Source organism: Streptomyces sp. NBC_01217, assembly GCF_035994185.1.
GTDB lineage: Bacteria > Actinomycetota > Actinomycetes > Streptomycetales > Streptomycetaceae > Streptomyces.
The window spans coordinates 6478997-6503502 of the sequence record NZ_CP108538.1 but is presented as its reverse complement, the minus strand read 5'-3'; the positions used below and the strand labels follow the sequence as shown (position 1 = coordinate 6503502).

The 24506-nt window shown below is 70.7% G+C and carries 20 protein-coding genes; 6 read left to right on the top strand and 14 right to left on the bottom strand.

The window, feature by feature from the left end; all coding sequences use genetic code 11:
* Positions 1-74: 74 nt before the first annotated feature.
* Positions 75-1295 (bottom strand): signal recognition particle-docking protein FtsY, encoded by a 1221-nt coding sequence (gene ftsY, locus OG507_RS29150; protein ID WP_327370102.1) that lies wholly within the window; start codon positions 1293-1295, stop codon positions 75-77.
* A 108-nt stretch (positions 1296-1403) separates the two neighbouring features.
* Here ftsY and OG507_RS29145 point away from each other — a divergent pair, with 108 nt between their 5' ends.
* Together OG507_RS29145 and OG507_RS29140 are read left to right on the top strand one after the other, a co-directional pair.
* Complete coding sequence (locus OG507_RS29145; RefSeq protein ID WP_327370101.1) at positions 1404-2804, top strand: purine-cytosine permease family protein; 1401 nt, start codon at positions 1404-1406, stop codon at positions 2802-2804.
* Between the two features lie 58 nt (positions 2805-2862).
* Positions 2863-3828, top strand: coding sequence for an LLM class flavin-dependent oxidoreductase (locus OG507_RS29140; protein WP_327370100.1), 966 nt, complete (start codon positions 2863-2865; stop codon positions 3826-3828).
* 79 nt (positions 3829-3907) lie between these two features.
* On the opposite strand, the gene OG507_RS29135 is transcribed toward OG507_RS29140, so the two are convergent.
* The 5 genes from OG507_RS29135 to OG507_RS29115 all read right to left on the bottom strand — a co-directional run bounded on the left by OG507_RS29135 (position 3908) and on the right by OG507_RS29115 (position 10425).
* Positions 3908-5326 carry a sugar porter family MFS transporter gene (locus OG507_RS29135; protein WP_327370099.1) on the bottom strand — a complete coding sequence of 473 codons (1419 nt, stop codon included), beginning with the start codon at positions 5324-5326 and terminating at the stop codon, positions 3908-3910.
* Between the two features lie 236 nt (positions 5327-5562).
* Entirely contained in the window at positions 5563-9153 is a 3591-nt protein-coding gene (gene smc, locus OG507_RS29130) for a chromosome segregation protein SMC (protein ID WP_327370098.1), read from the bottom strand.
* A 341-nt stretch (positions 9154-9494) separates the two neighbouring features.
* On the bottom strand, positions 9495-9707 hold the full coding sequence (locus OG507_RS29125) for a hypothetical protein (protein WP_018551753.1): 213 nt from the start codon (positions 9705-9707) through the stop codon (positions 9495-9497).
* Between the two features lie 87 nt (positions 9708-9794).
* Entirely contained in the window at positions 9795-9935 is a 141-nt protein-coding gene (locus tag OG507_RS29120) for a hypothetical protein (RefSeq protein ID WP_229846040.1), read from the bottom strand.
* A gap of 208 nt (positions 9936-10143) precedes the next feature.
* The gene (locus OG507_RS29115; protein WP_327370097.1) at positions 10144-10425 is read right to left on the bottom strand and encodes an acylphosphatase; all 282 of its coding nucleotides are present in this window, start codon (positions 10423-10425) and stop codon (positions 10144-10146) included.
* A gap of 145 nt (positions 10426-10570) precedes the next feature.
* On the opposite strand from OG507_RS29115, the gene OG507_RS29110 reads away from it, so the two are divergent.
* Together OG507_RS29110 and OG507_RS29105 are read left to right on the top strand one after the other, a co-directional pair.
* A complete protein-coding gene (locus OG507_RS29110) occupies positions 10571-11512 on the top strand; it encodes a CAP domain-containing protein (protein WP_327370096.1) in 942 nt (313 codons plus the stop codon).
* A gap of 77 nt (positions 11513-11589) precedes the next feature.
* Positions 11590-12018 (top strand): winged helix-turn-helix transcriptional regulator, encoded by a 429-nt coding sequence (locus OG507_RS29105; protein WP_327370095.1) that lies wholly within the window; start codon positions 11590-11592, stop codon positions 12016-12018.
* On the opposite strand, the gene mutM is transcribed toward OG507_RS29105, so the two are convergent.
* From mutM to recG, 8 genes are all read right to left on the bottom strand, one after another.
* On the bottom strand, positions 11991-12851 hold the full coding sequence (gene mutM / locus OG507_RS29100; protein ID WP_327370094.1) for a bifunctional DNA-formamidopyrimidine glycosylase/DNA-(apurinic or apyrimidinic site) lyase: 861 nt from the start codon (positions 12849-12851) through the stop codon (positions 11991-11993). The two genes, OG507_RS29105 and mutM, sit on opposite strands and share 28 nt — an antisense overlap.
* Before the next feature lie 94 nt (positions 12852-12945).
* Positions 12946-13770 (bottom strand): ribonuclease III, encoded by an 825-nt coding sequence (rnc, locus tag OG507_RS29095; RefSeq protein ID WP_114246886.1) that lies wholly within the window; start codon positions 13768-13770, stop codon positions 12946-12948.
* A gap of 19 nt (positions 13771-13789) precedes the next feature.
* Complete coding sequence (gene rpmF, locus OG507_RS29090; RefSeq protein WP_003965982.1) at positions 13790-13963, bottom strand: 50S ribosomal protein L32; 174 nt, start codon at positions 13961-13963, stop codon at positions 13790-13792.
* A gap of 2 nt (positions 13964-13965) precedes the next feature.
* Complete coding sequence (locus tag OG507_RS29085; protein WP_327370093.1) at positions 13966-14634, bottom strand: YceD family protein; 669 nt, start codon at positions 14632-14634, stop codon at positions 13966-13968.
* Between the two features lie 160 nt (positions 14635-14794).
* A complete protein-coding gene (locus tag OG507_RS29080) occupies positions 14795-15886 on the bottom strand; it encodes a cell division initiation protein (RefSeq protein ID WP_327370092.1) in 1092 nt (363 codons plus the stop codon).
* Between the two features lie 98 nt (positions 15887-15984).
* Positions 15985-16464, bottom strand: a complete 480-nt coding sequence (gene coaD, locus OG507_RS29075) for a pantetheine-phosphate adenylyltransferase (RefSeq protein WP_327372143.1) — start codon at positions 16462-16464, stop codon at positions 15985-15987.
* Between the two features lie 26 nt (positions 16465-16490).
* On the bottom strand, positions 16491-17075 hold the full coding sequence (gene rsmD, locus OG507_RS29070) for a 16S rRNA (guanine(966)-N(2))-methyltransferase RsmD (RefSeq protein WP_327370091.1): 585 nt from the start codon (positions 17073-17075) through the stop codon (positions 16491-16493).
* A gap of 106 nt (positions 17076-17181) precedes the next feature.
* A complete protein-coding gene (gene recG / locus OG507_RS29065; RefSeq protein WP_327370090.1) occupies positions 17182-19392 on the bottom strand; it encodes an ATP-dependent DNA helicase RecG in 2211 nt (736 codons plus the stop codon).
* 174 nt (positions 19393-19566) lie between these two features.
* On the opposite strand from recG, the gene OG507_RS29060 reads away from it, so the two are divergent.
* The gene (locus OG507_RS29060) at positions 19567-21474 is read left to right on the top strand and encodes an HSP90 family protein (RefSeq protein ID WP_327370089.1); all 1908 of its coding nucleotides are present in this window, start codon (positions 19567-19569) and stop codon (positions 21472-21474) included.
* On the top strand, positions 21471-24428 hold the full coding sequence (locus tag OG507_RS29055) for a tetratricopeptide repeat protein (RefSeq protein WP_327370088.1): 2958 nt from the start codon (positions 21471-21473) through the stop codon (positions 24426-24428). Before OG507_RS29060 ends, OG507_RS29055 begins: the two co-directional genes overlap by 4 nt.
* Positions 24429-24506 lie beyond the last annotated feature (78 nt).

The following is a 24506-nucleotide window of genomic DNA, read 5'->3' as shown; positions in this document are numbered from 1 at the left end:
AGACCACAGGAAACGCCGAAGAGCCCGGCCGCAGCTGCATCCCGCGGTCGGGCTCTTCGTGTACGCGCGAGGTGTCAGTCCCCGATCAGCGCGTCCACGAACGCCTCCGGCTCGAACGGAGCCAGGTCGTCCGGGCCCTCGCCGAGACCGACCAGCTTCACCGGTACGCCCAGTTCGCGCTGGACGGCGATGACGATGCCGCCCTTGGCGGTGCCGTCCAGCTTGGTGAGGACGATGCCGGTGATGTCGACGACCTCGGCGAACACCCGGGCCTGCACCAGACCGTTCTGCCCGGTCGTGGCGTCGAGGACGAGCAGGATCTCGTCGAGCGGTCCGTGCTTCTCGACGACCCGCTTGACCTTGCCGAGCTCGTCCATCAGACCGGTCTTGGTGTGCAGCCGTCCCGCGGTGTCGATGAGGACGACGTCCGCGCCCTCGGCGATGCCTTCCTTCACCGCGTCAAAGGCGATCGACGCCGGGTCGCCGCCCTCGGGTCCGCGCACGGTGCGGGCACCGACGCGCTCGCCCCAGGTCTGCAACTGGTCGGCGGCGGCGGCCCGGAAGGTGTCGGCCGCGCCGAGCACGACGCTGCGGCCGTCGGCGACGAGCACCCGGGCGAGCTTGCCGGTGGTGGTGGTCTTGCCGGTTCCGTTGACGCCGACGACCATCACGACGCCGGGGGTGTCGAGACCGCTCTCCGTCTTGACCACGCGGTCGAAGTCGGTGCCGAGCAGATTGAGGAGCTCCTCGCGCAGCAGCGCGCGCACCCCTTCGGGGGTACGGGTGCCGAGCACACGGACACGTTCGCGCAGCCGCTCCACCAGTTCCTGGGTGGGTGCGACGCCGACGTCGGCGGTGAGGAGGGTGTCCTCGATCTCCTCCCAGGTGTCCTCGTCGAGGTTGTCGCGGGACAGGAGCGTGAGCAGCCCCTTGCCGAGGGAGTTCTGCGAGCGGGCGAGCCGGGCGCGCAGCCGGACCAGCCGGCCCGCGGTGGGCTCGGGGACTTCGAGGGCGGGGGCGGCGGGCGCCTCCGGCTCGGCGATTTCGGGGGCCTCGGGAGCTTCCTCGGCGGGAGCCTCGGCCGACGGGGGAGCGACCTCCTCGATGGCGCGGCGCGGTTCCTCGCGCGGCGCCTCGGCTTCCTCGCCGACATGGGGCTCGGCGGGAGGAGTGATGGTCGGCGTGCTCGACGGCGCCGGGGGCAGCTGCTTCTTCTTGCGGCTGCTGACCACGAGCCCGCTGATCACGCCGACCGCGACCAGGGCGATGACTACAGCAAGGATGACGAATTCCATAACCCACCCAGTATCAGTCACGTCCGCCCGCAGGGACGCCCCGAAGGACCGCCCCCGCATCACCCGGGGCGCTATGCACCTTTTGGCGGTAAAGGTACGATCCTGCCTGTGGAGACCCGTGGCCTGGACCCCGTGCCCGACAGCGAGCGCACCGGCCGGGTCCGGACCCTTTTCCCCACCTGGGTCGGCGCGAACCTGACCGTACTGCTGCTGACCATGGGCGCGGGGCTCGTCGTCTTCAACGGACTGAATTTCTGGCAGGTGCTGGCCGTCGCGACCGCGGCCCCGATTATCAGCTTCGGGCTGGTCGGCCTGGTCTCGATCTCGGGCAAGCAGGGCGGGGCTCCCGGCATGGCGCTCTCCCGGGCCGTCTTCGGCCAGCGCGGCAACCTGCTGCCCGGCTCGCTGATCTGGATCGCCCGCTGGGGCTGGGAGACCGTCAACGCCGTCACCGGCTCCTACGCCCTGCTCGCCGTACTGCATCTGCTCCTCGGCACCTCGGGCGGCAACACCCTGATCATGGCGACCTTGCTCGTCTTCGTGGGGAGCAGCTTCCTGGTGTCGGGGCTGGGCGTGCGCGCGCTGAGGCTGTGCTGCACCTGGTCGGCGTATCTCTTCGGCGGCTTCAGCGTCCTCGTGTCGGTCGATCTGATCGTCCGGACCGAATGGCGGGACGTCCTGGACAAACCCGCCGGGCCGACGGCGATGATGATCGCCGGGGTCGGCACACTGGCGGCCGGCGGGATCAGCTGGGTGCCGACCGGCCCCGACTTCGCCCGCTATCTGCCGCGCGCGGCGTCCGGCCGGGCGATGGTCCTGGCGACCGTGGGCGGCGCGGGGATCGTGTTTCTGCCGCTGGTGCTGATGGGTGCGGTGATGGCGGTCGCCACGCCGGGACTGGCCGCGACCCAGGATCCGGTCGCGTTCATCGGCCCGCTGCTGCCCGGCTGGCTCTCGGTGCCGTATCTGCTGATCGCCGTGGCCGGAATGGTGCTGATCAATGCGATGTCGATGTATTCGGCCGGATTCACCGCACAGACGCTGGGATTCAGGATCCCCCGCGCCCGGGCGGTCGGGGTGAATGCCGCGATCAGTCTGTTTCTGGGCTCTTTGCTGATAATGACCGCGACGGGTTTCCTCGATTCCTTCGTCTCCTTTCTGACGCTGCTCGCGGTGACGTTCTCGGCGTGGATCGGGGTCTTCGGCGTGGATCAGCTGCGGGGGCGTACCTACGATTCTGCGGCGCTCCTGGACACCACACCGGCCGGCGCCTACTGGTACACCGGCGGCTTCGCCGTGCCGGCCGTGGCCGCGTGGACCGCGGGCCTGGTGGTGGGGCTGCTCCTGACCGGCGTGGAGTGGTTCTCCGGTCCGCTCGCCTCCACCTGGATCGGGCGCCACGGGCTGGGCTGGGCGGCCACGATCGCTGTGTCCGCCGCGCTGTACGCGATCCTGCCGCGACCCGCCGAAGGGGGAAGGCCCCAGGGCGGCACACCCCTACACTTCTGACGCTTCGTCAGCTAGTGTCCCGCCTCGCCGAGCCCGCCCGACGGAGGGGACACGCGTCATGGCCTTCACAGTGGTCCGGTTCAATCTGGTCGATCCCAGCGCCGGTCCCGAGTCGCTCTCGGCCCGCTACCGGGCCGCGCTGGAGATGGCCGCGTACGCCGACGAGCACGGCGTGGACACCGTACAGACCGAGGAGCACCACGGCGCCGCCAACTCCTGGCTGCCCTCCCCCTTCGTCTTCGCGGGCTCGGTCTTCGGCGCCACCCGCCGGATCGCGGTCACCGTCTCGGCGATCATCGGGCCGCTGCACGACCCGCTGCGGCTGGCCGAGGACATCGCGGTCCTGGACCTGCTGAGCGCGGGCCGGCTGGTCACTGTCGCGGGGATCGGCTACCGGCCCGAGGAGTACGAACAGGCGGGCGTCGAGTGGGGCAGGCGCGGGCAGCTCCAGGACGAGCTTCTGGAGACCCTGCTGCAGGCGTGGACCGGGGAGCCGTTCCCGTACCGGGGCCGTACGGTCCGGATCACGCCGCGCCCGTACACCCGGCCGCATCCGCTGCTGCTGGTGGGCGGCAGCTCGCGGGCGGCGGCGCGGCGGGCGGCCCGGCTCGGGCTGCCCTTCTTCCCGAGCGCGCATCTGCCGGAACTGGAGGCGTACTACCACCAGCAGCGTGGAGAGTTCGGGACGGACGGCTTCTGCATGATGCCGTCCGCCGAGACGCCGCTGCTGCATCTGTCCGAGGCCCCGGACCGGACGTGGGCAAAGTACGGCGAGCACTTTCTGCACGAGGCGCGTACGTACGCCTCCTGGCAGTCCAAGGACATCCGCTCGGCCGTGCGTTCAGCGGCGACGACGGTGGCGGAGCTGCGGGCCGAGGGGGTCTACCGGGTCCTCACCCCGGACGAGTGCGCCGGGGCGGCCGGTGAGCTGGACAGCCTGGTGCTGCATCCGCTGTGCGGCGGGATGCCGGTCGAGGAGGGGTGGCGGAGTCTGCGGCTGTTCTGCGAGGCGGTCGCTCGCTGACACCGGTCGACGGAACTGCCCCGGACCCGCGGGTGCGGGCCGGGGCAGTTCCGTGGACGAGGAGCGGGGCAGCGGGGGGTTAGCCCATCTCCTCCAACGCCTTGCCCTTGGTCTCCTTGACGTACTTGAGCACGAAGGGGATCGAGAGCGTGGCGAAGCATGCGTAGATGATGTACGTGCCCGACAGGTTCCAGTCGGACAGGCTCGGGAAGCTCGCGGTGATCGCCCAGTTGGCGATCCACTGCGCGGAGGCGGCGACGCCGAGCGCAGCGGCGCGGATCCTGTTCGGGAACATCTCGCCGAGGAAGACCCAGACCACGACACCCCACGACAGGGCGAAGAAGAGCACGAACACATGGGCGGCGACGAGCGCCACGATGCCCTGGGTGTGCGGCAGCTTGCCGTCGACCAGGTGGGCGGAGAAGGCCCAGGCCTCGAAGGCGAGGGCGATGGCCATACCGGTGGAGCCGACCAGCGCGAGCGGCTTGCGGCCTACCTTGTCCACCAGCACCATCGCGATCACGGTACCGACGATGTTGATGATCGACGTGGTGAACGAGTAGAGGAACGAGTCCGCCGGGTCGACGCCGACGGACTGCCACAGCGTCGCCGAGTAGTAGAACGCCACGTTGATGCCGACGAGCTGCTGGAAGACCGAGAGGCCGATACCGACCCAGACGATCGGCAGGAAGCCGAAGCGGCTGCCGAGCAGGTCCTTGAACGTGGACTTGTGCTCGCGGTGCATGGCGGTCTCGATCTCGGCCACCCGGGCGTCGAGGTCGACGTTCTTGCCCTCGACCTCCCCGAGGATCTGCCGGGCCCGGTCCTTCTTGCCCACCGAGATGAGGAATCGCGGCGACTCGGGGATCGCGAACGACAGGAGCCCGTACAGGACGGCGGGGACGACCATCACACCGAGCATCCACTGCCAGGCCTCGATGCCGGCGATCCGGCCGCGCTGGTCGCCGCCGGCGAGCTGCAGGATGCCGTAGTTGACCAGCTGGGAGATGGCGATGCCGATGACGATCGCGGCCTGCTGGAAGGAGCCGAGCCGGCCGCGGTAGGCGGGCGGCGAGACCTCGGCGATGTACGCCGGGCCGATCACCGAGGCCATGCCGATGGCGAAGCCGCCGATGATGCGCCACATCGCCAGGTCCCAGAGCGCGAACGGGAGCGCGGAGCCGACGGCGCTGATGGTGAAGAGCACCGCGGCGATCCGCATGCAGCGGATGCGGCCGATGCGGTCGGCGATGCGCCCGGCCGTGGCCGCGCCGATCGCACAGCCGATCAGGGCGATGGCGATGACCTCGGCGAGGGTTCCCGAGCCGATGTCGTACCGGCTGCGGATCGCCTCGACGGCGCCGTTGATCACGGCACTGTCGTAGCCGAACAGGAAGCCACCCATCGCGGCGGCTGCCGTGATGAAGATGACGTGGCCGAGATGGTCCGGATGGGCCTCCCGGGCTCCGGACGCCGGTCCCTGGGCTGTGCTGGTCACATGTACTCCTGATGCCTGGCCGCGTCGTCAGGTGTGGGGGGCGAGCTCTATACGGGGGGAGCGAGCTCTTCCAAGTGGGGCACAACTTCATGGCTGCCACCACTTGAACGTAAGGACGACGTTTCAGAGACTATTCATTCAAGTTTCGAAGTCAAGATTGCACATTGAGGCACATCTACCCATCAACGCCCAAAAGGTACGTTGAAGTGTTGAAGATTGAGTAAAGGCGTGAAGGGTCAGCGCAGCCGCTGGCTGATGACCTTGGAGACGCCGTCTCCCTGCATCGAGACGCCGTACAGCGCGTCGGCGACCTCCATCGTCCGCTTCTGGTGCGTGATGACGATCAGCTGAGAGCTCTCCTGGAGCTCCTCCATGATCCGGATCAGCCGCTGCAGATTGGTGTCGTCGAGCGCCGCCTCGACCTCGTCCATCACATAGAACGGGCTCGGCCGGGCTTTGAAGATCGAGACCAGCAGCGCCACCGCCGTGAGCGAACGCTCCCCGCCGGACAGCAGCGAGAGCCGCTTGACCTTCTTGCCCGGCGGCCGGGCCTCGACGTCCACACCCGTCGCGAGCATGTTGTCCGGGTCGGTCAGCACGAGCCGCCCCTCGCCGCCCGGGAAGAGCCGCGAGAAGACGCCCTCGAACTCACGGGCCGTGTCCCGGTACGCCTCCGTGAACACCTGCTCCACCCGCTCGTCGACCTCCTTGATGACCTGCATCAGATCGGCCCGGGTCTTCTTAAGGTCTTCGAGCTGCTCGGAGAGGAACTTGTGCCGCTCCTCCAGCGCCGAGAACTCCTCAAGGGCGAGCGGATTCACCTTTCCGAGCTGCTGATACGCCCGTTCGGCCGACTTCAGCCGCTTCTCCTGCTCGGCCCTGACGAACGGCCTCGGCTGGTTGCGCGGATGCTCCGGATCCTCCGGCAGCTCCTCGCCCTCGGCGGCCGGTGACGGCGGTACGAGCTGGTCGGGGCCGTACTCGGCGGCCAGCCCGGCCGGCTCGACACCCAGCTCTTCGAGGGCCTTCGTCTCCAGCTGCTCCATCCGCAGCCGCTTCTCGGCACCGAGCACCTCGCCGCGGTGAACGGAGTCGGTGAGCTTGTCCAGCTCGCTCTTGAGCTCGCGGCCCTGGTTGCGCTCGGCCGCCAGCTCCCGCTCCCGCTCCGCCTTCGCCGCCTCGGCCGCGACCCGCTCCTGCTCCGCCCGTACGACGGACACCTCGACGTGCGCCAGCAGCTGACGGGCGCCGGACGCGACGGCGGAGGCCACCGTCGCCTCGTGCCGCAGCCTGGCGCGGCGCTGCTCGGCGCGGGCGCGGGCCTCGCGTTCGGCACGGGCGCCCCGGTCCAGCGAGTCCGCGCGGCCCACGAGTCCCTTGACCCTCTCCTCATGGGTACGCACCTGGAGGCGGGCCTCCATCTCGGTCTGGCGGGCGTTGGCACCGTCGGCCGCGAGCCGGTCGCGCACGGAGGTGTCCGGCTCCTCCTCGACCGGCATCTCCTCGGCGACGAGCAGCCGCTCGGCCAGCTCCTCGGCCTCTTCCGTGGCCCGCTCCAGGGCCTCCTGGGCACGGGAGGCGGACGCGGTCATCCGCTCGGCCTCACCCGCGGCGCCACGGGCCTGCCCGGCGAGCCGCCCGAGCTGCTGGGCCACCCCGGACTTCTCCCGCTCGGCAGCCCTGCGCCGCTCCCCCAGCTCCTCGACCAGAGCGGCGCACACGCCGCGCCGCTCCCCCGCGAGCCGCTGAACCTCGGTCAACTCCGCGCACCGCACGGCCAGTTCCTCCAGCTGGGCGGCGGCCTCGTCGACCGAGGCCTGCACTTCGAGGAGGCTCGGCGCCCCGGCGGAACCGCCGTGCGCGAAGTGGGCCGAGAGAATGTCCCCCTCGGCGGTCACGGCCGTCAGCTCCGGGCGTACGGCGACGAGATCCTCGGCGTCCTCCAGGGTGCCGACGACCACCATGTCCCGCACCAGCCTCCGTACGGAACCCACGAGTTCGACGGGCCCGCTGACGAGATCTGCAACGGCGGGCGGTCCGGCCACGGCGGGCATGTACCCGGCAGTCACATCGGCCCCACCGGCGCCAGAGGCCCCACCGGCTCCACCGGCTCCACCGAGCAGCAGCGCCGCCCGCCCCGCGTCCTGCTTGCGCAGCAGCCGGATCGCCTCCGCCGCCGTGGCCGGGTCCGTCACCGCGACCGCGTCCGCCGCCGCGCCCAGCGCCGCCGCCACCGCCACCTCGTGGCCCGGCGCCACCGTCAGGAGTTCCGCGGCCGGTCCGAGCAGGCCCGACAGCCGGTCCCGCGCACCGAGCAGCGCGCCCGTGCCGTCCTTGCGGCGCAGGCCGAGGGCCAGCGCCTCGTGGCGGGCCGCGACCGCCGCCCGCTTCCGTTCGGTTGCGGTGGTGGCCTCCCGGGCCGCGGTGAGCGTCGCCTCCGCCTCCGCCAGTTCCCGCCTGGCCGCCTCATGGCGCTCACCCAGCTCCGCGTCGCCCGCGTCCAGGCCCTCGACCTCGGCCTTGAGCTGTTCGTACTCCTCCTGCGCGGCGACCGCCCGCTCCTGCGCCTCGTCGCGCGAGGCGGCCAGCCGGTCGATCTCGGCCTGCGCGGAACCGGCCCGGCTGCGGGCGGCGTTGACCTGCCCGTTCAGCCGGGCGAGCCCTTCGCGGCGATCCGCGATGGCACGGGCGGCGTCCTTCAGTCTGCGCTCCTCGGCGGCCAACTCCCGTTCCAGATCGGCGCGATGGGCCGCCGTGTCCTCCAAGGCGTGCTCCGCCGCCTCCAGCGCGGCCGCCAGCTCCGCCTCCTGCTCACGGATCCGGGCGGCCTCCCGCTCCATGTCCTCGGGGTCGCGCCCGCGCCGCTCCTCCTCGGGCGCGGCGGTGGCACTCTTCACCCGGGCGTCGGCCAGCGAGATCGTGCCGCGCACCCGCTCGGCCAGCTGCGACAGCTCGTACCAGGTCTGCTGGGCCCGCTGGAGCCGCGGCGCCAGCCGCCGTACCTCGTCCTCCAGCTCCGCCTCGCGCGCCAGGGCCGCCTTGAGCTCCGCCTCCGCGGCCTCCCTGCGCTGCTTGAGTGCCGCCTCGTCGGCGATCTCGCTGCGCAGCGCCGTGTGCAGCCGCACCAGGTCGTCGGCGAGCAGCCGCAGCCTGGCGTCGCGCAGGTCGGCCTGGATGACGGCGGCCCGGCGCGCCACGGCCGCCTGCCGGCCCAGAGGTTTCAGCTGCCGTCGCAGTTCGTCGGTCAGATCCTGGACGCGGGCCAGATTGGCCCCCATCGCGTCCAGTTTCCGCAGTGCCTTCTCTTTCCGCTTGCGGTGCTTGAGGACGCCCGCGGCTTCCTCGATGAAGGCGCGCCGCCCCATCGGATCGGCGTGGAGCACGGAGTCCAGCTGGCCCTGGCCGACGATGACGTGCATCTCGCGGCCGATACCGGAGTCCGAGAGGAGTTCCTGGATGTCCAGGAGCCGGCAGGTGTCGCCATTGATCTGGTATTCGCTGCCGCCGTTGCGGAACATGATCCGAGTGATCGTCACTTCGGCGTACTCGATGGGCAGTGCACCATCGGAATTGTCGATGGTCAGCGATACTTCCGCCCGGCCGAGCGGCGGCCGCCCGGTGGTGCCGGCGAAGATCACGTCTTCCATCTTGCCGCCGCGCAGCGATTTGGCCCCCTGCTCCCCCATGACCCAGGAGAGCGCGTCCACCACATTGGACTTGCCGGACCCATTGGGGCCGACGACGCAGGTGATACCGGGCTCGAACCTCAGCGTCGTGGCGGAGGCGAAGGATTTGAAACCACGCAGGGTCAGGGCCTTGAGGTGCACGCCGCCGGACTCTACCTTTCGCTCTCGGTTTCGCTGATGAAGGTGCAGGGCACATCAGACGGTAAGGGAAGGGGTGTACGTCCGGGGCGGGTCGCGCACAGGTCCGAGCGGAAAAGAAAGAAGGGACGCCGAGGCGCCCCTTGTTAATCTTGTGCCGTAAATCCTGCGGTGATGCCTGTGCGGTGATGCCTGTGCGGTGATGCAGCGGCGCATGACGGATCAAGGACATGTCACGTAGGTGACAGATCAAGACCAGTGATCTTCAATGATCCGGCGACGATCCGGGTGATGATCCCGGACGGCTGACGCGGACAGCCCGACCGGCCCTGGGGGGCCATCGGTCAGGTCAGCGCCGGCTCCGCCTGAGGTACGTCGATGTCGATGCTGTCGAGCAGCGACTCTTGGTGCTGGGCGGCGGCGTTGAGTGCGTCGTTCTCGTCCTGAATCCGTACGAGCTCGGATTCGAGATCCTGGACGCGCTGCTGGAGCCGTCGCATCTCGGCGAGGAGTCGCGGGTCGGAACCGCCGACGTAACCGAGAAGCGCCTTTGCCATGATGGATGGTCCTCCACACTGAGTGACCGACCGATGCGGTGTGGGTCGTGAGGGAATCGCACCCGCGGTGCTCGGCAGTGCTCTTATTCACTGCTGTTCTGCTGCCAAACAGCTCTGCCAAACAGCTAAGGTGCGCGGGGATTTCAGCGTCTCACCAAAAAGTTTGACGGTCAACACGATCACGCCCTGTAGAGACGGGCGGCCGGGGGCGCGCGGCTTGACGATCATGCGGCGCGACTCTCCTGCGGGGCCCTCGGGGGCGTGGAGATCATCCTTACTGCCGCAGCCTGGCACGCCAACCGAATCTTGGCAACCATCGGGTCATTCCGCAGGTCATTTCATGTGTACGCAGATGAGCGCCCACCCGGTCACCCCCCGCCGCGCGTCGAACACCGTCCGAACACGGCACCTCGTCAGGGGCCCCGACGGGCCCGGATCAGCGGATCGCGAAGCCTTCGTAACCACCGCGCGGGGTGTCCCAGATCTCAGTCACTCCGTCAACGCGCCCGGGTGTGTCGTCCGAGCGCAGCCACTCCAGCAGACGGTGGCAATTCTCACGTCGGCCCTCCGCGACGACCTGAACCCTGCCGTCGTCGAGATTGAGGGCGAATCCGGTGAGGCCGCCGATCTCCAGAGCGTTTTCCCTGGTGAACCAGCGGAACCCTACTTGCTGGACTCGACCGCGTACCCATGCGGTGAGCCGTACATCTTCGTCCATGCCCGAACGCTAACCGGCCAATTGCTCTGGGAGCACTTCCTGCCCATAGGCCATCGACTACAGTCCCGTCGCAATAGCCTCACCCCAACGGGTGAGTCACATTGGCGCCAGGAGTGGCGTCCGGACCGTCAGAAGGGCTCAGCAGATGGGACGTCACCGACGCTCCGCCGCACCTTTGGCCACTGAGCACCAGGCGGCGGACACGGGCCGGCACCGGGGTGCGCGCCGCAGGAAGCGGTCCGCGATACCTGTCCGTACGGGACTGATCGGCGCGTCCGCGGCCCTGGCCGTGGGAGCGGTGGCGGTCTCCTCCGGTCTGCTGCCCGGCGGCGACGCCTACACGGTCGGCGGTGGCACCGCTGGCGACCAGGTGCGTACGAAGGGGGACGCGGATCTGCTGACCCAGGGCGGCTCCAGCACCGCACCCGCCGACCGCGCCACCCCCTCCGCCGGCCGGGGTTCGGGCCGCGCCGACGGTCCGACGAAGGCGGAGTCGCCCGCCGGATCGCCGTCGTCCCCCTCCGCGTCGAAGACATCCGGACAGGACGGGCCGGGCCGGTCCTCGTCGTCACCGTCGTCGTCCGAGCCCGCGTCGGCCGGGGCCGGCAAGAGCACCGGCCCGGCCGCCGAGCAGTCGTCGTCGGCCGCGCCGACGGCACCGGCCTCCACTCCGGCCGCCCGCAGGTCCGCGACGCCGTCCCCGTCCGGGGCCGCCTCCACGCAGGCCGCCGTGCTCGCCCTGGTCAACCAGGAGCGCTCGAAGGTCGGCTGCAGCCCGGTGACGGCCAGCGCCTCACTGACGGCGCTCGCCCAGGACTTCAGCGACGACATGGCCGCCCGCGGCTTCTTCGACCACACCGATCCAGACGGCCAGAGCCCCTGGGACCGCGCGTCGAAGGCCGGTGTGCAGGGGCTCGGCGGCGAGAACATCGCCCGCGGCCAGGCCACCGCACAGGCCGTGATGGACGCCTGGATGAGCAGTGACGGCCACCGGGCGAACATACTCAACTGCGACTACAAGACGCTCGGCGTCGGCGTGCACCACGGCGCGGGCGGCCCCTGGTGGACCCAGGACTTCGGCTTCTGAGCACGGTCGCCCACACCCGCTTACCAGGGGAAAGCGCACTCCGGCGGTCAGCGCTGTGCGGGCGTACGCTGGTCGGCATGGATGAGAACACCCGTCTGGACGCGCTCGCTTTCGATGTGTTCTCCAGACAGTGCCCCTCACGCGGCACCCTGGAGCATGTCACCGGTCGCTGGGGCGGCCTGACACTGGGAGCGCTGTACGAGAGCGGCTTCCGTTTCAACGAACTGCGTCGCCGGGTCGACGGGGTGAGCGAGAAGATGCTCTCGCAGACGCTCCACGCCCTGGAGCGGGACGGTCTGGTCCATCGCGAGGCCCAGCCGACCAATCCGCCGCGCGTCGACTACGAGCTGACTCCGCTCGGCCGGCAGGTCGCCGAGCGGCTGCTCGGTCTGATCGGGCTCGTCGAGGACCGGATGCCCGAGGTGCTTCGGGCCCGTGACCGTTACGACGAGGCCCATCCGGGCCCGCAGGTCCCCGCTCAGGAAGCCGTACGCGGCGGTCGCTGACAGCGCGGGCAGAAGTAGCTGGAACGGTTCATCCACGGGCGGCGGCGCATCGGCGTACCGCAGCGGTGGCAGGGCTCACCCTCTCGCCCGTACGCGTCCAGCGAACGGTCGAAGTAGCCGGACTCACCGTTCACATTGACGTAGAGGCTGTCGAAGCTGGTGCCGCCCTGGTCGAGCGCCGCGGTCATCACATCGCGGACATGGCCCAGCAGCTCGGCCGACCTGGGGCGGGTGAGGGTCGCGGTCGGCCGGTCGTAGTGCAGCCTGGTGCGCCAGAGCGCCTCGTCCGCGTAGATGTTGCCGACTCCGCTGATCAGCGACTGGTCGAGCAGGGCGCGCTTGACCGTCGTACGGCGCAGGCGCAGCGCAGTGTGGAAGGCCGCGTCGTCGAAGGCCGGGTCCAGGGGGTCGCGGGCGATGTGCGCGATGGTGTCGGGCAGCCCGTCGGAAGTGTTCTCGTGGAGGGAGAGGCCGCCGAAGGTCCGCTGGTCGACGAAGCGCAGCTCGGTGCCGAGCGCGTCGTCGAAGCGGATCCGGATGCGCAGATGCTTCTCGTCGGGGGCGTCCTGCGGCTGTACGAGCAGCTGACCGCTCATGCCGAGGTGGCCCAGCAGCGAGCTGGACGCGTCGTTCAGCGGTATCCAGAGGTATTTGCCGCGGCGCATGGCCGCGCTGAAGCGGGCGCCGCCGAGCCGGGCCGCGAAGTCCACGCCGCCCGCGAGATGGCGGCGGACCGCACGCGGGTGCAGCACCTCGACGTCACCGACCGTACGGCCGGTGACGCAGCGCTCAAGACCGCGTCGTACGACTTCGACCTCGGGCAACTCGGGCACGGTGCGGCTCCTCAGGGACTTTTCCAGGGTATCCGGGCAGGGTGTCAGGGCAGGAAAAACCCCTCGGTGCGCGAGGCACCGAGGGGTTCTCGGGTCAGGCCGGAGCGACATCCGTGGACGGCGACGGGTCGGCAGGGGTGTCGGCGGCCCCTCCGTCGGCAGCGGCCTTCGCCGCTGCCTCCCGCGCTTCCGCGGCGGCGCTGATCTCACGCCAGGCGGACTCGGCCGCCTGCTGCTCCGCTTCCTTCTTGCTACGGCCGGTGCCGGTGCCGTACGAGACACCACCGACGCGAGCGGCAGCAGTAAAGGTCTTCTCGTGGTCCGGGCCGGTCTCCGTGACGAGGTACTCGGGCACGCCGAGGCTCTCGCTCGCGGTGAGTTCCTGAAGACTGGTCTTCCAGTCCAGGCCGGCGCCGAGGTTCGAGGACCTGTCGATCAGCGGGTCGAAGAGCCGGTGGACCAGCTCCGAGGCCGCGCTGAGACCCTGGTCGAGGTAGACCGCGCCGATCACCGCTTCAAGGGTGTCGGCGAGGATGGACGCCTTGTCCCTGCCGCCCGTACCCTCTTCACCGCGGCCGAGCCGGATGAAGGAGCCGAGTTCGAGGCCGCGGCCCACTTCCGCAAGTGCACGCGAGTTGACCACCGCGGCCCGCAACTTGGCCAGCTGGCCTTCGGGCAGGTCGGGGTGGGTGCGGTACAGCGTGTCCGTGACCACCAGGCCGAGCACCGAATCCCCGAGGAATTCGAGCCGCTCGTTGGTGGGCAGACCGCCGTTCTCGTATGCGTACGAACGGTGGGTCAGCGCACGCACCAGAAGGGCGGACTCGAGGTGATACCCGAGCCGCCCTTCCAGAAGCGTGTGGGACGAGGCTGTGTTGACGTTGTCTGCCTGCTTCTTGGCGTTGGACAACTCAGACATCGGGCCTCTCACCAGCCGCTCAGACCTCGAGGACCTGGCGCTTGTTGTACGTGCCGCAGCTGGGGCACGCGATGTGCTGCAGCTTCGGCTCCTGGCAACGCTCGCACGAAACCAGGGTGGGGACCGCAGCCTTCCACTGCGACCGGCGGTGGCGCGTGTTGCTGCGCGACATCTTCCGCTTCGGAACAGCCACGGCTACTTCTCCTGCTTCTCGTCGACGCCCGCTTCGGCGCCGCCCATGTTGTCCTTCTCGCCGTCCGAAACGGTCTCGGCGAGTCCTTGCAATGCCGCCCAACGGATGTCGACGGCATCGTGGTGGTGGCCGGGGTTCTCGTCCAGCCTGATTCCGCATTCGGAACACAGGCCGGCACAGGTCTCCCGGCACACCGGCTGCATCGGCAGTGCGAGCACCACCGCATCACGCAGCACTGGTTCGAGGTCGAACAGGCCGTCCTCGATGAAGAACCTGTCCTCGTCGTCCTCGGCGTCGTCGGCCGGTTCCGCTTTGCTGCGGCCCCGGTCATCGGCGTCAGGGTACGAGAACATCTCCTGGAAATCCGCCGCAACCTCTTGGCGCAGCGGCTCCAGACACCTTACGCACTCCCCCTCGGCCGACGCACGGGCGGTGCCTGTGACAAGCACCCCTTCCATGACCGATTCGAGGCGGAGGTCCAGCTCCACGGGTGAGCCTTCCGGCACACCGATGACCCCGTCGATACCGAGGTCCGGCGAACCGGGTGCGTCCACCGTGCGGGTCAGCCGCTTGAGGGCACCGGGACGCCGACCCAGTTCGTGCGTGTCGAACACGAGGGGGTTTCGGTGGTCGAGGTGGCCGTTCAGGGCTTTTCCTGCTTTCGAAATCATGTGCATCGCGCCTCGTGGGGAGGGCCGCCCGGATTCGGATTCGGGATTCGGATTCGAAACGGGCAGCCGGGATCGCGGACATACGCGCGACCGAAGAGCCAGGATACTGGACACGTCGCCCAGCTCCCAATCCGGTCCGCCGGGCCCTCGTCCCGCCCGGTCAGCGCTCCTGCTCGTACCGGCGGAGCTGGTCCAGGTCGATCATGCTGGTGTCGAACAGGCTGGTCTCGTCGAGGGCGCTCTCACCCTGCGGCTGGAACGTCTGCTGGTGCTGCACGGGCTGCTGCTGCCAACTGTCGTACCCCTGGACGGGGACCTGGGCCTGGAGCTGGCTCTGGTCGTAGCCCTGCTGCTGATAGGCGGCGTACGGGTCGGGCTGCTGCTGGTAGCCGTACACGTCCTGCTGCGGCTGCTCCTGATAGGCGTACGTCTCGGCGTAGCTCGGCTGGGCCTGGGCGGGGAAGTGCGGCTGGACCTGCGGCTGGACCTGCTGGTGCACGGGCTGCGGCTCCGGGGTGGCGAGCTCGGCGAGGCCGGCCCAGTGGTCCTCGTCACTCATGTGCACCTGGTTGCCCGCCGCGTCCTGGGCGGCGACGTGCGCGCCGAGCTCATCGGTGGCGACCCGGCCGTGCAGCTTCTGCCGGCCGCGGCCGACCGCTTCCAGGGTCTTGGCGAGCACGGCCTCGAAGGCGCCGAGCTTGGTGTCCACGTACTCGTCCGCACGGCGCTGGAGCGTGGCCGGGTCGGTGCTGCGCTCGGGGGCCTCGGCGAAGTCCGGGTCCTCGTACCCCTGCTCGTCGTAGGCCTGGCCGCGGCCGAGGAGCTTCTCGCGGCCGCGGTCGACGGAGCCGATGGTCTTGGTGAGGACGACCTCGAAGTTGGCGAGCTTGCTGTCGACGTACTCGTCGGCCTCGGCACGGACCTCCTCGGCCTCCCGGCGGGCCTCGTCGAGGATGCGGTCGGCCTCGCTGCGGGACTGCCTGGCGACCTCGGTCCCGGAGATCAGCGAGGTGCGCTCGGCGTGGGCGCTCCCGATGATCCGCTCGGCCTCCTGGCGGGCCTGCTCGACCATCTGCTCCCGGCCGCCGATGAGCTCCTGGGCGTGGGCGAGCGATCCCGGCAGGGCCTCGCGCACCTCTTCGAGCATCGCGAGCAGCTCGGCGCGGTTGACCACGCACGAAGCCGACATGGGCATGGACCGGGCGCTCCCGACCGCCTCGACGATCTCGTCGAGCTTCTTCTGCACGTCCACCGTGTGCTCGCCACTCTCTACAGCCGATTGGAGACGGACGGAACGACTGTACGGCCAGTCGGCGCCCGTCCGACACCTGGTGACGGACCGTCAGTGCTTCAGCGCCCGGCGAGACGCTCGGTGAGGGCCTCGTGGACCACGGGGGGCAGGAGGTGGGAGACGTCGCCGCCCCAGGTGGCGACCTCCTTGACCAGGGAGGACGACAGGAAGCTGTACGTGGGATTCGTCGGCACGAAGAGCGTTTCGACGCCGGAGAGGCCGTTGTTCATCTGGGCCATCTGCAGCTCGTAGTCGAAGTCGCTGACGGCCCGCAGGCCCTTCACGATCGCCGGGATGTCGCGCTGCTTGCAGAAGTCGACCAGGAGGCCGTGGAAGGATTCGACCTCCACGTTGCCGAAGTCCGCGGTGACCTGGCGGATCAGGTCGATCCGCTCGTCGACCGCGAACAGCCCCTTCTTGGACTGGTTGATCATCACCGCGACATGTACGACGTCGTACAGCTTCGAGGCGCGGCCAATGATGTCGAGGTGTCCATTGGTGATGGGGTCGAATGACCCCGGACAGACGGCGCGGCGCAACTTGAATCCCTCGCTCTCCGGTCCGGTCATCGTGCGTCTTCGCACGTAGAGGCGGCGCGACCGTACCAAAGCGTTCCCTCGCCGTAGCGACGGGCCCGCAGTGGCTCGAATCCCTTGGGCCAGTTGAATTCTCCGCCTCTGGTGCTGCGTTCCACGGTGACGAGGGCATCGGCTGTGAGCCACCCCTGGGCACGGAGTGTGAGCAGTATCTCGCCAAGATCGCCGTCGGTCACGGCGTACGGCGGGTCCAGGAACACCACGTCGTACGGCTCCGCGGGCGCCGGTCCTGTCACGATCTGTTCCGCTTTGCCGGTACGGACCTCGGCGCCGGGCAGACCGAGTGTGCGGACGTTGTCCCGGACGGTGCGGACGGCCTTGGCATCGGCCTCGACGAGCAGGGCGTGGACCGCGCCGCGGGAGAGCGCCTCCAGGCCGACTGCGCCGGAGCCCGCGTACAGATCCGCGATACGGATGCCGTGGAGGCTGCCCAGGAGGGCTTCCCAGGTGGAGAAGAGGCCCTCGCGTGCACGGTCGGAGGTGGGGCGGGTGCCGGTGCCGGGCGGGACGGCCAGGCGGCGTCCGCCGGCCGAGCCGGCGATCACGCGGGTCATGGGTGTCTGGTCCTCGGTTCGTGGGTGGCCCACAGGGTGCTGCGGCGCCGTGCCACCCACGATATGGCGTCGTGGCGGATCGGGCCCGCGCGCCCGTCTCCCCCCGTCAGCCCTTGTCGAGGTACTGCTCGCGCTCCTTGTCGAGCAGCGCGTCCAGCGCGGTCCGCAGCTCGGGCAGGTGTTCCAGCTCCGGGTCTGCGGTGACGACCGCGACGGCCTCCTCGCGGGCGGCGGCGATGACCTCCTCGTCGTCGATGACAGTGAGCATCCGCAGCGAGGAGCGGACCCCGGACTGGGCCTGGCCGAGCACATCGCCCTCGCGACGCTGTTCGAGGTCGATCCGGGACAGCTCGAAGCCGTCGAGCGTGGCGGCGACGGCGGAGAGGCGGGCGCGGGCGGGGCTCGCCTCGTGTGCCTCGCTGACCAGCAGACAGAGCCCGGCGGCGGAGCCACGGCCGACCCGGCCGCGCAGCTGGTGGAGCTGGGAGACCCCGAACCGGTCGGCGTCCATGATCACCATGGCGGTGGCGTTGGGGACGTTGACTCCGACCTCGATGACGGTGGTGGCGACGAGGACGTCGACCTGGCCCGCGGCGAAGCGGCGCATCACGTCGTCCTTGTCGTCGGGATTCATCCTGCCGTGCAGCACCTCGATGCGCAGACCGGCGAGCGGGCCCTTGGTGAGCTGTTCGGCGATCTCCAGAACGGCGAGCGGCGGGCGCTTCTCGCCGTCGTCCTCGGCCGCCTTCTTCTTCCCCGCCCTGGCCGCCTCCTCCTCGTCGTCGCCGATGCGGGGGCAGACCACATAGGCCTGGTGCCCGTTCTCCACCTCTTCGCGGACCCGTTCCCAGGCGCGGGTGAGGAAGTGCGGCTTGTCCTTGGCGGGGACGACATGGCTGGCGATCGGCGAGCGGCCGGCCGGGAGCTGGTCCAGTACGGAGGTCTCCAGGTCACCGAAGACGGTCATGGCGACCGTGCGGGGAATGGGCGTCGCGGTCATGACCAGCAGATGCGGCGGCTGCTTCCCCTTGGAACGCAGGGCGTCGCGCTGCTCCACCCCGAAGCGGTGCTGTTCGTCGACGACGACCAGGCCCAGGTCGTGGAACTGCACCTTGTCCTCGATCAGCGCATGGGTGCCGATCACGATCCCGGCCTCGCCGGTGACGAGGTCGAGCAGTGCCTGCCGGCGGGCCGCCGTCCCCATGGATCCGGTGAGCAGCACCACCTTCGTACCGAGGTCGGAGCCGCCGAGCATTCCGCCCTCTGCCAGCTCGCCCATCATCTCGACGACGGACCGGTGGTGCTGCTGGGCGAGGACCTCGGTGGGCGCGAGCATGACGGCCTGCCCGCCCGCGTCGACGACGCCGAGCATCGCGCGCAGCGCGACCAGGGTCTTCCCGGACCCGACCTCGCCCTGGAGCAGCCGGTGCATCGGGTGCTCGGTCGCCAGGTCGTCGAAGATCTCCTTGGAGACCTTCTGCTGTCCTTCCGTGAGGGTGAAGGGCAGCTTCGCGTCGAAGGCGTCGAGCAGTCCGCCGGGCCGGGGTCTGCGGGCCACTGCCGGGAGCTGGGTGTCGGCGTACCTGCGGCGGGCCAGCGCGACCTGGAGGACGAAGGCCTCGTCCCACTTCAGCCGGTCCCTGGCCTGGGCGATGTCCGCCTTGGTCTGCGGGCGGTGGACCTTCAGCAGCGCTTCGGGGAGCGGGGTGAAGCCGCGGCCCTCGCGCAGCGCGGCCGGCAGCGGGTCGACGGCCTCCTGAGCGCTGGGCAGCACGGTGTCGACGGCCTTGGCGATCCGCCACGAGTCCAACTGCTTGCAGGCCGGGTAGATCGGCAGCAGCCGCCCGGCGAACGCGTCCACCGCTTCCGTGGCCTCGGCCCCGTCGATGGACTCGGCGTCCAGCAGCTGGTACGTGGGGTGGGCGAGCTGCATCTTCCGGTTGAAGACGGAGACCTTGCCCGCGAACATCGCGCGCCGGCCGGGCAGCAGCTCCTTGTGCGGCTTGTGGACGCCGTGGCCGAAGAAGACCAGCTGGAGGCGGCCGCTGCCGTCGGTGAGGGTCACTTCGAGGCGCTTGCCGCGGCCGTTGTTGAACATCATGACGCGGGCGTCGGCGACCTGGGCGACCACGGTCACATGCTCGTCCAGCGGGAGGTCGGTCAGCGCCGTCAGCCGGCCGCGCTCCTCGTACCGCCGCGGGTAGTGGTGCAGCAGATCACCGACCGTGTGCAGGTCGAGGTGGTCGGCCATCACCTTCGCGGTGGCTCCGCCGAGCAGCTTCTTGAGGGGTTCATCGAACGCAGACACGCGATCCATTGCACACCACACCACTGACAGATGTCCGGCGGGCACCACGCGGAACGCCGGAATCCCCTGGTCGGAATCATCGCCACGCCCCTAGGATCGGCTCCCACGCTTCCGGCTCGCGATCACCTTCGACGGGATCGCCCGACCCGCGCCGTCGCCAGTCCCCCCACCGGCGCTGCGACGATGACATCTGAGACCTCAGCGAATTCCGCGTCCCCCGATTCTTCCGAGTACTCCGGGCACTCCGAGCCCCTCTCCGACCGGTCGCCGCACACCTTCCAGGTGGATCTGCGCGGACTGGTCGATCTCCTCTCCCACCATCTCTACTCCTCCCCTCGTGTCTACCTCCGCGAGCTGCTCCAGAACGCCGTGGACGCGATCACGGCCCGTCGCGCCGAGCAGCCCGACGCGCCCGCGCTGGTGCGGCTGTACGCGGACGGCGGGCGGCTGCGGGTCGAGGACAGCGGGATCGGTCTGACCGAGACCGATGTGCACAGCCTGCTCGCGACGATCGGCCGCAGTTCCAAACGCGACGGTGCCGAGGGGCTGGCCTCGGCACGTGCCGAGTTCCTCGGCCAGTTCGGCATCGGGCTGCTGGCGTGCTTCGTCGTCGCGGCCGAGATCCGGGTGGTCAGCCGGTCGGCGCGGACACCCGGTGCGCCGCCCGTGGAGTGGTGCGCCCGCGACGACGGTTCGTACACCGTCCGTACGCTGCCCGACAGCGCACGCCCGGAGCCCGGCACCACCGTGCATCTGACCGCCCGCCCCGGCAGCGCGGACTGGCTCACCGAGGAGCGGGTCCTCTCCCTCGCCCGTGACTTCGGCTCACTGCTGCCGTACGACGTACGGGTCGGCGAAGCGGCCGTCACCGCGCTTCCGGCGCCGTGGGACCGCCCGTATCCGAGCCCGGCGGCGCGGCGGGTGGCGCTCGGGCGCCACTGCCACGAGCAGTTCGGTTTCTCGCCGCTCGACGCGATCGATCTGGATCTGCCGCTCGCGGGTATCCGCGGTGTCGCCTACGTACTGCCGTCCGCCGTCAGTCCGGCGCAGCGTGCGGGCCACCGGGTGCATCTGAAGGGGATGCTGCTGACGGACCGGGCCGATGAACTGCTGCCCGACTGGGCGTTCTTCGTGCGCTGTGTCATCGACACGGACAGCCTGCGGCCCACCGCCTCTCGCGAGGCGCTGTACGCGGACGAGACCCTCGCCGCGGTGCGGGAGGCGCTCGGCGACCGGATCAGGGACTGGCTCACGGGGCTTGCGGCGGGTGATCCGGAGCGGCTCGCGGAGTTCCTGTCCGTGCACCACCTGGGGGTTAAGTCGCTCGCCCGGCACGACGGCGCCATGCTGCGCACGATGCTGCCGTGGCTGCCGTTCGAGACGACGGACGGGCGTCTGTCGCTGGAGGAGTTCGCCCGGCGCCACCCGGTGGTGCACTTCACGCGGACCGTGGAGGAGTTCCGGCAGGTCGCGCCGATCGCCTCGGCGCAGGGCATCGGGGTGGTCAACGGCGGCTACACGTACGACACCGAGCTGGTCGAGCGGCTGCCTTCGGTGCGGCCGGGGACGGCGGTCGCGGAGCTGGACGCCGATACCGTCACCGCGCATCTGGACTCCGTCGATCCGGCGCAGGAGCTGGCGCTCGGCGCCTTCCTGGCCGCGGCCCGTGCCCGGCTGGACCCGCTGGGCTGCGATGTGGCGCTGCGTGCCTTCCATCCGCTGACCGTGCCCGCGCTGCATCTCGACGACCGGGCGGCCCGCCATGAGCAGGCCCGCGCCGAGGCGGAGGGGCAGGCGGACGATCTGTGGGCGGGCATCCTCGGCTCGCTGCGCGGCAGTGCGCCACGCGCCCGGCTCGTGCTGAACCATCTGAATCCGCTGATCCGGCGGATCGGTTCGCTGGACAGCCCGGAACTGGCCGCGACCGCGACGGAGGCGCTGTACGGGCAGGCGCTGCTGATGGCGCAGCGCCCGCTGCGGCCCTCCGATTCGGCACTGCTGAACCGGGCGTTCATCGGCCTGCTGGAGTGGGCCACCCATCCCGCGGCACCGGGACACTCCCCCGCGGACCCCCAGGAGGACGGCCGATGAGCCTCGACAGCACCACGATCCGCCAGGCCCTGCGGGAGAACGACGAGGAGCCGGAGGGCCCCGCGCGCAATGCCCGCGCGGAGCGGCTGCTGGGCGAGGCCGAGCAGACCGGGGACGCCGCCCTGATCATCGAGGCGCTCACCCATCAGCTGCAGGTCTACAACTACAGCTCCGAGAAGGACAAGATGTTCGTGCCCTTCGCGCGGCTGCTGCGCATGTGGGACGAACAGCCCGGTGATTTCAGCGCGTTCATGACCCACCATCTGTTCTGGATGTTCAAGTGGGTCTCCAGCTCCATGGTCGACCAGCCGCACATCCCGCTCGCCGCCATCGAGAAGTGGCAGAGCGAGATGGAGCGCCGCTACCGGCTCGCCGGTCACTCCGAGCGTGCGGTGCGCCAGGGCGAGCTGGAGATCGCCCGGCACCTGGGCGACCTGGAGCGGGCCGAGCGTGCGTATGCCGCCTGGCAGGCGGCCGACCGGGACCGGATGGCCAACTGCCACGCCTGTGAGCTGCACGAACAGGGCGGCTGGCAGGTGCAGCGGGGCCTGGACGCCGAGGCCCTGGAGACCTGGGCTCCGGTGCTGGGCGGGGAGCACACCTGTGCTCATGAGCCGCATGCGGTGCTGGCGGCGTCGCTGCTCCCGCTGCTGCGGACGGGCCGCGCGGATCAGGCCCGCGCCCATCATCTGCGCGGGTACCGGATGGTCCGGTCGATGGAGAGCATGCGGGACTCGGCGGCCCTGCACATCGAATTCTGCGCCCTGACGGGCAACGAGGCCCGGGCCCTCGAAATCATCGCCGAGCGGCCCGCGTACTTCACCGACACCGGGAACCCGGGCAGTCTGATGGACTTCCTGGCCGTGACCGCCGTGCTGATGGACCGGCTGACCTCGCTCGGCCACGGCGCGCAGTCCGTGCCGGGGCCCGCGGGAACCGAGTGGACGGCGTCCTCGCTGGCCGTGCACGCCCGTACGCAGGCGCTGGAGCTGGCCGCTCGTTTCGACGAGCGCAATGGCAATACGCAGGTCAGCGGCCTGGTACGGGAGCGGCTGGACCGCAAGCCGCTGCTGGAGCGGCTGCCGCTCGGCATACGGGCTGCACTGCTCACGGCCCCGTCCGAGGAGCCGGACGCCGCCCCGAGGACGGTTCCGGGGGCGCGGCCGGACGCGGAGCTCGGCCTGGCCGGTCTGCTGGCCGAGGCGCACCGCCTCTCCGACGCCCAGCACCCGGACGCCGGAGCTGCCTGGCAGACCGTCGCCCGCCGGGCCGCGGAGCCGGGCGGGGCCGCGGAGGGGCTGTCGGACCACGACCGCGCATGCGTCGAGGACCACCGTGCGATGTACGGCTCCCTGCCGCCCGCCGAGGCGATGGCGGCGTTCCGGGCCGCCGCCGGGCTGTACGAGGCCGCGGGCGACCCGGGCGAGGCCACCGCCGCGGCGGCCAGGGGCGCGTACGCCCGCTCACTGGAACCGGGCGGCGCGGACGAGGCCCTGACCGAGATCGCCGCGCTCGTGGACCGGGCACTGGCCCTGCACGCCGACGGCGCGGCCACCGCCCGTCAGGCGAGCGGTGTGCTGGCGTGCCGGGCCCGCATCCTCGGCCGGCTGGTGCAGGACGCCCCGGACGAGGAGTCCGCCGAGGCCGCCGTCGCCGCTCTCGAACGGGGTGCGCGGGAGCTGCTCGCCTTCGCCGAGCCGCTGGGCGCGCAGGACAGGGTGGCCACCCGGGTCGCGGAGGCGCTGGATCTCCTCGGTGATGTCACCGGGTACCGGGGCGATGCGCACGGCGCGCTGGAGCTGTACGAGCGGGCCGCGGCCGGGACCCTGGACGCCGGACTGCCTTGGTACGCCGTCGAGTTCGAGGCCAAGACGGCCGGGGTCGCCGCGCAGCTCGGCGAGTACGAACGGGCGGAACGCGCCGCGCGCGCCGCTCTGGGGCACGGGGCGCGGTTCGTCCCGGCGCCCGGACAGGCCCGGTTGCATCTCCGGCTCGCCGAAATCCTCGGCAGCACCGGGCAGTTCGACGAGGCGACCGAGCACGCGCTGGACGCCTCGCACTGGGCGGACGAGTCCGGCGAGAGCGCGACGCTCGGGGTCCATGCCCGCCATCAGCTCGGCGGCTGGCTGCTTCAGCTGGGCCGGGCCGCGGAGGCAGCCGCCGTGCTGGAGGCCGTACTGCCCGACATCACGGCCGAGGATCACGGTGACGGCACGGCCGTCCAGACGCTGTGGTGGCTCGGTGACGCCCTCACCGCGCTCCGCGAGCCCCGGGCGGCGGCCGAGCACTGGCTGAAGGCGGCGGACATCGCCCGTCACTGGCCCGAGCAGCACGACCACGCGATGCTCGCCAATCTCGCCGCGCAGGCGCTCTACCGGGCCGATCTCGACGCCCAGGCGGAGCAGGCGTACGCCAGGGCCGGAGAGCTGTGGCGCGAGCTCGGCGATGTCCCCGCGCTGGTACGGACGCTGCGGGTGCGGGCCTGGATCGCGATCCGGGACGGACAGGCGGGCCCGGACGCGGCACGGGCGTTCATGGCGGCGGCCGAGCGGGAGTGCGAGGCCGCGCTGGCGGCCGGTCCGGCGCAGGAGGCGCCTCAACTGCTGGCGGAACTCGCGGACACCCACCGCCAGACCGGCGAGCTGATCGCCCAGGTCTGCCAGGGCGAGCCGGGTGAGGCACCGGAGTTCGAGGAGGCGCTCGACCACGTGCACCGGGCGATCGTCGGCTACGCGGAGGCCGGCCCCGACTACCTCGGCCTGCGCACGGCCGCGGACCTGATGGCCGCCTGGCTGGAGGCGGACCTGGGCCGCCCGGACGCGGCCCGGGCACGCGCCCGCAGCGTCCTCGCCGTCTACGGGACCGGCGAACCGGACGAGACGGGCGAGTCACGCCGCTCGGAGGCGGAGGCACTGCTGAATTACGTGGAGAACTCAAGCCCGTCCGCTGATTGACGACAGCCCGTCCGGCGTTTGCCGACGGCCCCGGCCACGCACATTCAAGCCCGTCCGGCGATTGAGGACGCCCCCGCC

Coding starts and splice junctions, on each gene's coding strand:
- OG507_RS29110 (WP_327370096.1), top strand. CDS start 10,571: ATGGGACGTCACCGACGCTCCGCCGCACCTTTGGCCACTGAGCACCAG.
- rsmD (WP_327370091.1), bottom strand. CDS start 17,075: ATGACCCGCGTGATCGCCGGCTCGGCCGGCGGACGCCGCCTGGCCGTC.
- OG507_RS29085 (WP_327370093.1), bottom strand. CDS start 14,634: ATGATTTCGAAAGCAGGAAAAGCCCTGAACGGCCACCTCGACCACCGA.
- OG507_RS29125 (WP_018551753.1), bottom strand. CDS start 9,707: ATGGCAAAGGCGCTTCTCGGTTACGTCGGCGGTTCCGACCCGCGACTC.
- OG507_RS29105 (WP_327370095.1), top strand. CDS start 11,590: ATGGATGAGAACACCCGTCTGGACGCGCTCGCTTTCGATGTGTTCTCC.
- OG507_RS29115 (WP_327370097.1), bottom strand. CDS start 10,425: ATGGACGAAGATGTACGGCTCACCGCATGGGTACGCGGTCGAGTCCAG.
- OG507_RS29055 (WP_327370088.1), top strand. CDS start 21,471: ATGAGCCTCGACAGCACCACGATCCGCCAGGCCCTGCGGGAGAACGAC.
- recG (WP_327370090.1), bottom strand. CDS start 19,392: ATGGATCGCGTGTCTGCGTTCGATGAACCCCTCAAGAAGCTGCTCGGC.
- OG507_RS29120 (WP_229846040.1), bottom strand. CDS start 9,935: ATGATCGTCAAGCCGCGCGCCCCCGGCCGCCCGTCTCTACAGGGCGTG.
- OG507_RS29140 (WP_327370100.1), top strand. CDS start 2,863: ATGGCCTTCACAGTGGTCCGGTTCAATCTGGTCGATCCCAGCGCCGGT.
- rnc (WP_114246886.1), bottom strand. CDS start 13,770: ATGTCTGAGTTGTCCAACGCCAAGAAGCAGGCAGACAACGTCAACACA.
- ftsY (WP_327370102.1), bottom strand. CDS start 1,295: ATGGAATTCGTCATCCTTGCTGTAGTCATCGCCCTGGTCGCGGTCGGC.
- OG507_RS29060 (WP_327370089.1), top strand. CDS start 19,567: ATGACATCTGAGACCTCAGCGAATTCCGCGTCCCCCGATTCTTCCGAG.